At 46.5% G+C, this 11,343-nt stretch carries 9 protein-coding genes; 1 reads left to right on the forward strand and 8 read right to left on the reverse strand.

The window, feature by feature from the left end:
- Nucleotides 1-4: 4 nt before the first annotated feature.
- From ABXR35_RS21725 to ABXR35_RS21745, 5 genes are all read right to left on the reverse strand, one after another.
- Nucleotides 5-3,703: a response regulator gene (locus ABXR35_RS21725; RefSeq protein WP_367064160.1), complete on the reverse strand. Its 3,699-nt coding sequence runs from the start codon at nt 3,701-3,703 to the stop codon at nt 5-7.
- Nucleotides 3,700-4,869, reverse strand: coding sequence for a PP2C family protein-serine/threonine phosphatase (locus ABXR35_RS21730; RefSeq protein ID WP_367064161.1), 1,170 nt, complete (start codon nt 4,867-4,869; stop codon nt 3,700-3,702). Before ABXR35_RS21730 ends, ABXR35_RS21725 begins: the two co-directional genes overlap by 4 nt.
- 237 nt (nt 4,870-5,106) lie before the next feature.
- Nucleotides 5,107-5,451, reverse strand: a complete 345-nt coding sequence (locus tag ABXR35_RS21735) for a YflT domain-containing protein (RefSeq protein WP_367064162.1) — start codon at nt 5,449-5,451, stop codon at nt 5,107-5,109.
- A 142-nt stretch (nt 5,452-5,593) separates the two neighbouring features.
- Nucleotides 5,594-6,169: a hypothetical protein gene (locus ABXR35_RS21740; protein ID WP_367064163.1), complete on the reverse strand. Its 576-nt coding sequence runs from the start codon at nt 6,167-6,169 to the stop codon at nt 5,594-5,596.
- 219 nt (nt 6,170-6,388) lie between these two features.
- Nucleotides 6,389-6,913, reverse strand: a complete 525-nt coding sequence (locus ABXR35_RS21745) for a DUF948 domain-containing protein (protein ID WP_367064164.1) — start codon at nt 6,911-6,913, stop codon at nt 6,389-6,391.
- A 304-nt stretch (nt 6,914-7,217) separates the two neighbouring features.
- On the opposite strand from ABXR35_RS21745, the gene ABXR35_RS21750 reads away from it, so the two are divergent.
- Nucleotides 7,218-7,382 (forward strand): DUF1328 domain-containing protein, encoded by a 165-nt coding sequence (locus tag ABXR35_RS21750; RefSeq protein WP_367064165.1) that lies wholly within the window; start codon nt 7,218-7,220, stop codon nt 7,380-7,382.
- 131 nt (nt 7,383-7,513) lie between these two features.
- On the opposite strand, the gene ABXR35_RS21755 is transcribed toward ABXR35_RS21750, so the two are convergent.
- The 3 genes from ABXR35_RS21755 to ABXR35_RS21765 all read right to left on the reverse strand — a co-directional run bounded on the left by ABXR35_RS21755 (nt 7,514) and on the right by ABXR35_RS21765 (nt 11,126).
- Nucleotides 7,514-8,152: a hypothetical protein gene (locus ABXR35_RS21755; RefSeq protein WP_367064166.1), complete on the reverse strand. Its 639-nt coding sequence runs from the start codon at nt 8,150-8,152 to the stop codon at nt 7,514-7,516.
- A 41-nt stretch (nt 8,153-8,193) separates the two neighbouring features.
- Nucleotides 8,194-9,066: a cation diffusion facilitator family transporter gene (locus ABXR35_RS21760; RefSeq protein ID WP_367064167.1), complete on the reverse strand. Its 873-nt coding sequence runs from the start codon at nt 9,064-9,066 to the stop codon at nt 8,194-8,196.
- Nucleotides 9,067-9,500: 434 nt separating this feature from the next.
- Nucleotides 9,501-11,126, reverse strand: coding sequence for an ABC-F family ATP-binding cassette domain-containing protein (locus tag ABXR35_RS21765; RefSeq protein ID WP_367064168.1), 1,626 nt, complete (start codon nt 11,124-11,126; stop codon nt 9,501-9,503).
- Nucleotides 11,127-11,343: the final 217 nt, after the last annotated feature.

Here is an 11,343-nt window from a genome sequence, read left to right on the forward strand (position 1 = left end):
TGACTTACGAATACAACCAAACACGCATAAGTGACAAAAGTTGGTCGGTTTGAACTGGTTTTTTGACATAATCGGATGCACCAGCTTCAATACACTTGGAACGATCATCCTTCATCGCTTTGGCGGTGAGTGCAATAATCGGCAGTTTATCATGCTCTGGCATCTGGCGAATGAGGCGCATTGCCTCGTATCCATCCATCTCCGGCATCATCATATCCATCAGCACCAGATCAAATTCCTGCTGCTGCACCATCTCCACCGCTTCGCGTCCGTTCTCAGCAAAGGTCACATCCATCCGGTAACCTTCTAGCACGCTGGACAGAGCAAATACGTTGCGCACATCATCATCCACGAGCAGGATGCGCTTGCCTTCAAACAGCGTTTCCTTGTTATGCAGCTTTTGCAGAATTCGGCGTTTGTCTTCCGGCAAATCGGCTTCTACCCGATGCAAGAACAAGGTGGTCTCATCCAGAAGGCGTTCCGGTGATTTCACGTCTTTAACGATAATCGACTCGGCATATTTGCGCAGCTGGGTTTCTTCTTTTGTATCCAGCTCTTTACCGGTATAAATAATGATCGGCAGATCGCGCAATTGTTGGTTATCACGAATGCGATCCAGCAGCTCGAATCCAGTCATATCGGTCAGCATCAGATCGAGAACCATACAGTCGTAACGCTTGCTGTGCAGCTCTTCGAGTGCTTCGCTACCCGTCGATACAGCAGTAATCTCTACATCGTCATGCCCAATCAGCTCAATAATGGATTTACGCTGAATCTCGTCGTCCTCTACGATCAATAGCTGCTTCAGACCAAGCTGAGTATAACTTTGCAAATGATTGAACGCTTTTTCTAGCGCGTCCTTGCTGGTTGGTTTTTTCAAATAAGCGATTGCTCCCATCATTAGACCCTGCTTCACATCATCCATAACAGAGATTACATGCACCGGAATATGACGGGTTTGCGCATTACTCTTCAGCTCACTCAAAATCGACCAGCCATCCATTACTGGTAATTGAATATCGAGAATGATCGCATCTGGTCCATAGGTCTTCGCCATATGCAACCCAGTATCGCCTTGCATTGCCACAAGAGCTTTGAAGCCGCGCCCGCGTGCCATATCAACCAGAATACGGGCAAAGTTCGGATCATCTTCAATGATCAGCAATACCTTATCGCTTTTATTCAAATGATCGCGGTCATCGGCAACCGTTGCTGCGATCACTTTGTTTTCTTCTTGCTCCAGTTCGCGATTGCGTGCAGCAGTATTGCCATTTTGCAATTGCTGACTCATAAAGTCAGACGGCAGATACGATGCGCTCACATGATCCACTGAAGTACCAGATGTGTTCGCTGGCTGATCATCTGCTGTCGGCAGCGTCTTCGGCAGATACAGGGTAAAGGAACTGCCTTTACCGTGCTCGGAGCTGACGGTAATGCCGCCGCCCAATAGACGTGCCAGCTCACGGCTGATCGACAGACCAAGTCCGGTACCACCATACTTACGACTGGTAGTGCCATCAACCTGCTGGAATGCTTCAAAGATCAGATCCAGCTTATCCTGTGGAATGCCGATTCCACTATCCGTCACGCGAACCGCAATATACTCATCCTGCTTACGCAGATATACCGGCAACTCCTTACCATCCGATTCGCTGATATTCACTTCAATAAAGCCTTTTTCAGTAAACTTGAACGCATTGGACAATAAATTGCGCAGCACTTGCTTCACCCGATGCTCGTCCGTAATGAGATACTCTGGTACGCCTTCGCCAACATTGATATGCAAATCAATATTTTTCTTAGCAGCTACTGGCGCAAAGTTCATATTTACAAACGATTCCAGTACTTTTACTGGCATCGTCTCGCGGTTCATTTCCATTTTGCCAGCATCGACTTTGGATAGATCCAGAATCTCGTCGATCATCTTGAGTAGATCGGCGCCGGACATATAAATGGTACTAGCATATTCCATCTGCTTGTTGGTTAGATTGCCGTCCTTGTTCTCGGTCAGCAGCTGCGACAGAATAAGCAGACTGTTCAGCGGTGTACGCAATTCATGCGACATATTCGCTAGGAATTCGGATTTGTATTTGCTTGTTACAGCAAGTTGCATCGCTTGTTGCTCCAACTGATGCTTGCTCTGCTCGATCTCTTCGTTTTGCTCCTCCACATGCTGTACCTGCTCTTGCAGCTCGCGTGTCTTGGCGATCAGTTCGTTGTTAAAATGCTCCAGATCCTGTTGCTGACGTTGCAGCAGATCTTCGGAGCGCTTAAGTTCCTCGGTCTGCTCTTCCAAACGCTCGTTGGAACGACGCAGTTCTTCTTGCTGCATCTGCAATTCCTCAGATTGGCTTTGCAGTTCTTCGGTCAGCGCCTGCGATTCACGCAACAGCTGCTCTACATGCAGACGACGGTTGATATTGTTGATGATTACACCGAGGTCTTGCAGCAGCATTTGCAGCAGCTGACGTTGCAAGGAATTGAAGCCTTGCAGCGATGCTAGCTCAATTACGCCAAGCAGCTCATCCTCGAATACAATCGGATAAATCATAATGCTAGTCGGCTGACTCGCACCCAATGAAGAATTGACTGGGAAATAATTCGCCGGTACATTGTCCAGTACAATCGGCTTCATATCGGCAGCACATTGCCCTGCCAGCCCTTCCCCAATGCGTAATTCCTTTTGCGATGGCAATACGCCCTCTGCCGCATACGAGGACAGCAGCATAATTTTGTCGGGCGCTTCATGGCTACGCAAATAGAGATTACCAAAATGAGCACCTAGACGCGGCGCAAATTCATTAAGGAATGTTTGCGCACTCTGCTGAAGTGTAATGACACCCCGCAGCAATTCAGTAATGCGAGCGGTGTTGGAATCCAGCCACGATTGATCGTCCTGCGCCTGCTGATATTGCTCCTCTAGCTTGCGCTTCTCCTGCAAATCGTTAGCCATATTCTGAAATACACGTGCCACATCACCGATCTCGTCTTTGGACTTAACTCGGATGCGGCGAATAGCGCCAAAACGTTCTTCGGAAAAGCCCTTGATCATCGTCGATACCGTTCCCAGTCCACGGCTAATGCTCGGTACGATCCACAGCATAACCAACAGACTTAGCAAAATACCAAATGCCATCACATACGTCGTGATGCGAATCGAATTCTGATAGGCGAGGTTGGCTGCCTGAATCTCCTGATCAATCGTTGTATCCTGATAGTTGGATAGCACGGTCAGACTGTCGTTCAGACCGATCTGAGCAGGCAATCCACTTGTTGTACGATAATTGTTAGCGGCGGCAATCTGATCCTGCTCCAGCAGATCGGTCACTTTGCGAGCATATTCAATATATGCCTGCCAATTGGACGAAACAGTAGCAGTCAGCTGTCGTTCTTCCGGTGTATCAGCGCCACTGCTGAGCAGCTTGAGATTGTTGTTGCCGTCTGCGATATTTTCTTCAATAATGCTACGACTCTGCGTAGGCTGTGAGGTTGCACTGAGCAGCACGTTGGCAATCTCGCGTGCAATCACGTTCATCTCTGAACGTACATCCGTGGAATAGCGCACTTTCAAATAACGATCCTGATATACCTTATCAAGCTGTTCATTCATGTAATTCATACGATCATACGTAATAAAGCCCAGCGCCATTAAGATAATAATAATGGCACTGAACCCCAGAACGAGCTTCGTTCTTAGTTTCATTCACTGTCCGTCCCTTCCTGTAGCGAAATCCAGACCAGACATTTGTCGTCGTCTCGATCAGCAGGTATGATGTCGTCGAAAAACACCTGTTCTACAGCTGTATTTTCCAGATGATGTCCTTTTTTCAATTCGTTAATCAAAAACTCCAGCTGTGTCTCCTGATCGCCTTCCACTGCTTCCAGCAAACCATCGGTATACAGCACCAGATGAGCGTCGCCTTCGTAATGGAAGCTATTCGATTCTGCATCAATGCGATCAAACAGTCCTACTGGGAATGTGGTCGTTGTCAATCGAGTCACATCGCCATTATCAGCAAAAAATAAGCCTGGCGGATGACCAGCATTCACATAATCAATCCGTTTGTATTTCGTATCGACCACCAGATAGATCGCTGTGAAATAATATTGTACCAATTGATTCTCAATATGCAGCTGATTAAAACGACGATTCAGCTCCTGAATAACTTTTTCAGGTTCCACATATGTAGTGACCGTATCCTTGAGTACAGAAGCGATAAACATACAGAACAGAGATGAAGAAATTCCATGCCCCATCATATCCAGCAAAATGATACCATATCGACCTTCACCGAGCGGATACCAAGCGTACAGATCCCCTGCCAGCTCAAAGGAAGGCTTGTACCGCGCTTCAATCTGAAATTGTTCATCCTGAATCGGCGTGCTAAGTACGGCATGCTGTACGAGACTCGCTAGCTTCAGCTCATCCTGAATATGCTGGTCGCGCTCTTTATGCCAGTCTTTTTCATGCTTGAGACGCAGCGCAAGACGGATACGCGCCATCAGCTCCACTTTGTTAATTGGCTTGGTTACATAATCGGCGGCACCGGCATCCAGTGCTTCCGCGAGTTTTTTGGAATCGCCAACCGCAGTAACCATAATGACTGGAATATCGCGCAGTACTTCATGCTGCTGCAAAATCCGGCATGCCTGAATACCATCCATCTCCGGCATCATCATATCAAGCAAGATCAGATCAAATGTGTTGGCTTTCGCACGCAAAATAGCATCCGATTCCTCATGACCGAGAGCTTCAAACATCTCTCTGGCAGACGTAGCGGTAACCAGATTGGTATACTGTTCTCTTTTCAGAATTTCTCGAATAATGATCAAATTCGTCGGATTATCATCAACGATTAATATATTCATATCTTCTCCTCATTCCTATCATCAACACGGATGTCGCGCAGTCGAATTATTGATTTTATTTTAGGATACACGAAAATTTGCGATAAAAGGAGCTGTATCAAAAACTCGTCAAAAAACCTTCAACACCACCGAGCAGGTGGTGTTGAAGGTGTATTCCCTACCATTCTGGGCCCTTGCGGGGACGATGGGTATATGCGTTTGATACAACCTCTTTCCGCAAAACGGGCATGTTATGCATCAGGCTTTATGCTGAGCGATAACCAATACTTTATTTTTGTCGAGCTCTTCTTCGTAGAAATCAGCTTCTTCCTTGGTAAAGCCTAAGGAAGTCATTTTGGAGCGAAGTTCGTCCCCACGGGAGCGGAACAGATTCGCGAGAGAATCAAATGCGCCTTCTTCCTTGATGCCAATTTCTTGTGCATCGGCGGTTTCAGCGATTTTTTCGGTACGGTCCTTTTGATGAGCCAATACATAGACTTCTTCAAATCCGTAGCCTGTGCTGCGCAGTTCTTTTACTACTTCTACTGCTTGCAATCCATTTTCCACAACTTTTGCATAAGGTTTTGCGTTCGTAGATGACATAATCTTCGTTCACCAGCCCTTTTTAAGTTACTTAAAATGGTCATTCAGTATATTAACCCGATTCCAATCATCCGAAACACATATTTCGTCGAAATTTGTACAATTATCTTATTCTTCAGCAAACAACAGGTATAGCAGCCCGTTATTGAGATAATGTATCAAAAATGTCTGCACTTACAATGTCTCCGGTATTCGGATCGGTAAATACCTTAAAGGCATAAAATTCATTGTTATAGCCTTGGCCATCCTCAGCGGTAAACTGCGGCTCTCCAAGTGCATGTGTAATATCTTGTTTGTTCAGCGCAATACGCTGTCCATCCAGTTCAATGGAACCTGCTTGTACCGGCACACTAATATAATAGATCAGACCATCGCGCATACCTACAGTCACATGATCGTAGCGGTATTCGGTATAGCCGCTTACGTCCTCTGCAATGTGAGCTGGCTTACCAAGCTTACGGATCACATCCGCCTTAGTATCTTCCAGTGATACACCATTCAGTGTACTGTACGTATAGTTGTGGTCCTCCTCATATACGGCATTCGATACAGTTGGCATAGAAGCCTGTGCAGTCGTAATACCGGTGTCGTCCGGTGTGGATGAAGCATATTGAGCGGTCTGTACAGTCGCAACCGGCTGTACGGAAGCAGCAGATACTTGATCATAACCGGCGTCAGGGGACAATATTCCAGCGAGTAGCATCATGAGAGTAATCATCGTCTCACCCTTTCTTCGGCTTGCTTCTGTGAAGCGTTCTATCTACATCATAAACGATACAAACGCTTGCTTGGTTACCAGTTTGTCTATTCGGGGTTACAGGTCTGTTGCATCTATAATTCAACCGGCAAAGCGTAGTCATCTAAAGAAGGTTCGCTCTGCCGGTTAAATACAACATGAAGGTTTCAATCAATTAATAATAGAGACAATCCGTGTGACTTAACGAGATTGCGCTTTGCGCAGACGTTGCCATACGTTGGCGATAATATCGACAGTGTTTACCCATGCGCCAGATTTACCATACGTAGCAGCATACGATTGCAGCGTGCGATCTTCCGGTGTGGACGCTTTTACTACGCCATGTGCGTTGCTTGCATGCTCGTGTGTATCACCAGTAGCGAATTTCACTTTTTCAAAAAAGCCTGCGGATACTTCTTTTGTTTTGAGCGTCAGATCCTTGACGGTTTCTGTTACTTCGCTGAGTACAATACCCAGATTGTTGACGGAATCGACAACCGGATCAACCTGTTTCAGCTTGTGCTCAACGTTCGCCGTAATATCGTTGACGTTGCGGACGGTTTGTTTCACTTCATAGGTGAGTTCTTCCACCGTTTTCTGGACATCCTTCAATGTGGCGGACACGTTATCCAGCGAATCTTTGGCTGCCAATAGAAGTTTAACCAAGAATACTACAAGTACTGCGAATGCGATCGCGATAATCGCGACACTGATACTAATGATCATAATGTCTGTCCTCTCCTTCAACGATAGAAATTTTCTGTCTTCGATGTATTTCGTGATGCACCTTTATGTTACTCATACACTACCCGCCAGATCAGGCACCGAAACAAAAAACGACGGGATGGACGACGTTTTTGCTTGCTTGTTTCAAGCTGAAAATTCAAGGTTAAGTGACATTACGATCCGCTGACGGAACAAGGACAAAATGAACATATTTGCATATCAGATATGTTCATGATTGATTCCCGTTGGCTTATGGATAAGCGCCTACATACAGGCAATTCCACTGCGAAAGAAGGTGAAACTCATGTTGAAATGGTCTATCATTTTTCTGATTGTTGCCATCGTAGCTGGCATCTTCGGTTTCTTCGGTATCGTGGAAGCAGCAGCGACTATTGCCAAAGTCTTGTTCTTCTTGTTCCTGATCCTGTTCGTGGTCAGCCTGTTTACCGGACGTCGTCGAACCTATTAGATGATAACGGTGCATCTTCCATTCATCGGAAGACAATAGCAGCGTGATACTTTCATACACGACAAAAAGCGAAAAAAGCAGGATGATTCCTTTACAGGATCATGTTGCTTTTTTCGCTTGCTGTCTGTCTGCTATCTCCATAATAAACGAGGCAATGTGAATAAATCCAGTTTAAATGTTACCGTGAGTTGCTGATCACCAAATTGTAGGTCGCTCACTTCCACAATCGCCGGTACATATTTGTTTAATGAAATGGAAATCGGCTGCAAATGCGGCCAATTGAATGCACCGTGCTTGACGGTGGTATGGGTATGTGTCAATACTAGCGCATTGCCCTGACGCTCCGCATCAAAATCCAGCAATGCCCCAAATGGTATCCCCCATAGACTACCTCGTACATCCGCCTGTACGACATTGCCTTTCCAGCTAAAATCCGCACCTGTTATCGTAATGCCTGCCGGAAAACGTGCAGCACGCTCCATTAGTTCCTCGCGTGCCAAATCATTAAATTCCGCTGGTGATAAGGTAATCTCCGGTTTCTTTTGCTTGACCATCTCGATAATCTTCGCCTTCATATCCAGACCGGTATATGCCAAGCCTGGCTGACGCTGCGGGGCAATCATCCATGACAACAGCGCAACGCTGCCGCCGAATATCAGAATCAGCACCAGCAGTACGATCAGCCAGCGCCGTCGGTTCCGTTGTTTACGGGAAGAATCGGAAGATTGCTGCTGAGATGGTGATGAATCAAGTTGCGATGACGGGTTCAACGTACGGCCTCCTTTTCGCCAAAAGGAGCCGGTATCCCCAATCAGGTATCCTTCGGCTCCACGTGCACATGTACATAATGAATATTATGCACGTTCGCCATCTTCGCTTCAACCCGATCTGTAATCTCATGACTATCGCTTACGGACATTTCTGGTGCCACTTCGATCACTACATCGACTAGCACCTGACTGCCGTTCACGCGTGCTTTGATGTCCTTGATATGTTCTACCCCTTCAATCGAAGCAATCGTTTCGCGCAGCTCTGGCAATTCCTTTTCATCAAAACCATCGGTCAGTCGGTGCATCGATTCCTGCAAAATATCCCATGCCGTTTTGCAGATTAGCAAGCCGACTACCAGCGCTGCTACCACATCCAGCCACGGCATGCCAAATTGTGAACCGATAATGCCAACGGCTGCGCCAATACTAACCATTGCATCTGACAAATTGTCCTTGGCTGCTGCCATCAATGCCTGACTGTTCGTCCGCTTCGCCAATGCCATATTGTAACGGTATACGCCGTACATGACAGCTGCACAAACTAGCGCTACTGCTGCCAGCCACGGCTCCGGCGCTTGTTCTCTACCGCCGAATAGTGAACCTACCGCGTCGATCAACACTTGAATACCGACCATTGCCATAATGAGGGACGCAATCAGTGCCGCCACCGTCTCTGCACGAAAATGCCCGTACGCATGATCCGAATCTGGCGGTTTACGCGCGATACGCAATCCGATCAATACAGCAATCGATGCTACAATATCGGTCAAATTATTCATTCCGTCCGCGCGCAATGCGCTCGACAGGAACAAATAACCAAGAATCAATTTAAACGAGGATAGCACCAGATACGATACAATACTGAGCCATGCTCCACGTTCGCCTTCTTTCAGGTTTTGATACACATCAACCATTGGTTCTGAATCCTCCCACTATTGGAGTCTGCCAAATGGCTGACTTCCGCTTTCGTCTGTTCATCTTAACAAACGATTTTGTTGTGGGTCTAGAGAAACGTTGTAGGGGTGGGCAAACCTTTTAGCCTGTGACAAATGTTGTAGTGCCGGGCAAATCATGTATGCCTGATGAAACGTTGTAAGGGTAAGTCAACAGTTTTGCCTGCCTGCAATATATGCAGTTTGTTCAATATAGTAAATATGTAGAGGAATAGACAGGTACGTTTGGATGTCTACATCTATATCTACATCTGTCTCTATACCTGTATCTTTATCTGTATCTACTGTACCCTGTTCCTTTTGCTTAGAATGACAAAAAAGCCTGCGGATCGGCGGATAGAAGTATCCGTTGATCCACAGGCTTGAATATACTCAAAGATACAATGATCCGGTGATTATACTTGTACCGGATACATTTTGTTGCGCATTTCTTGAATTTCTTTGCTTTCCAGATATTCATCATAGCTCATCATACGGTCGATCACGCCGTTTGGTGTAATTTCGATGATGCGGTTAGCGATTGTTTGTACGAACTGATGGTCATGAGATGTGAGCAGAATCGTACCATCAAAGTCGATCAGACCGTTGTTCAGCGCTGTAATCGATTCGAGATCCAAGTGGTTCGTCGGCTCGTCCAGCAGCAATACGTTACCGCCCATCAACATCATACGGGACAGCATGCAGCGAACTTTCTCGCCCCCGGACAGTACGCTTGCTTTTTTCAAAGCTTCGTCGCCGGAGAACAGCATGCGACCGAGGAATCCGCGCAGGAACGATTCATCCGGGTCTTTGGAGTATTCGCGCAGCCAGTCAACCAGCGTCACGTCCACACCATCAAAGTAAGCAGAGTTATCATTCGGGAAATACGCTTGTGATGTTGTTACACCCCATTGGTATGTTCCTGCATCCGGCTCTACTTCGCCCATCAGGATTTGGAAAAGCGCTGTTTTCACGTTGCCGTTTGGACCGACCAGAGCGATTTTGTCGCCTTTGTTCACGGTCAGGGTCAGGTTGTCGATGACTTTTTCACCATCGATCGTTTTGGTCAGACCGTCGATCAGCAGCAATTGTTTACCAGCTTCACGCTCGCCTTTGAAATTGATGAACGGATATTTACGGTTAGATGGACGAATGTCATCCAGCGTAATTTTGTCCAGCATTTTCTTACGGGACGTTGCTTGTTTGGACTTGGATTTGTTGGCACTAAAGCGTTGAATAAACGCTTGCAGTTCCTTCACCTTGTCTTCTTTTTTCTTGTTTTGCTCACGGCTCAGTTGCAGAGCCAATTGGCTGGACTCATACCAGAAGTCATAGTTACCCACATACATCTGGATTTTACCAAAGTCGATGTCCGCGATATGCGTACATACAGTGTTCAGGAAGTGACGGTCGTGACTGACTACGATAACAGTGCCGTCATACGATGCGAGGAAGTTTTCCAGCCAGTGAATGGATTCGATGTCCAAGTGGTTGGTAGGCTCATCCAGCAGCAGGATGTTTGGATGACCAAACAATGCTTGTGCCAGCAGGACGCGTACTTTCTCGTTGCCGTTCAATTCCTTCATCATTTTGTATTGCATTTCGTTGTCGATGCCCAGACCGTTCAGCATCTCAGCCGCTTCGGCTTCCGCTTCCCAACCGTTCATTTCGGCAAATTCTGCTTCCAGTTCGCCGGCACGCATACCGTCTTCATCGCTGAAGTTTTCTTTCGCATACAGCGCGTCTTTTTCTTTCATAATATCGTACAGACGCTTGTGACCCATGATGACGGTCTCCAGCACTTGGAACTCATCGTATTCGGATTGGTTCTGTTTCAGAATCGCCATCCGCTCGCCCGGTGTGATATGCACTTCACCTTCATTTTGCTCTACTTCGCCGGACAAAATTTTCAAAAAGGTCGATTTACCAGCGCCGTTAGCACCGATCAGACCGTAGCAGTTACCTGGTGTGAACTTAATATTTACATCTTCAAAAAGGGCGCGCTTACCATAACGCAGCGTGACACCTGAAGTACTTATCATGTATACAACCCATCCTTATCGTTTATAAAATGTTGTTTTGGTGAAAATGTCTGATTTCATAGGAAAAAGACAGTATTCGTTTTCACAAAACGACTGTTGGGATTAGTATACCATACAAGTTGGGGGAATCGTAGGCGTGGAGTGAATGTTTTGATGATTAAAATTTTGAAAGTTGGTTTTTGGGGGGCTGGGGTTTTGATGAGTGCTTGGTGGTGCA

The organism is Paenibacillus sp. JQZ6Y-1, assembly GCF_040719145.1.
Taxonomy (GTDB): Bacteria; Bacillota; Bacilli; order Paenibacillales; family Paenibacillaceae; genus Saccharibacillus; species Saccharibacillus kandeliae.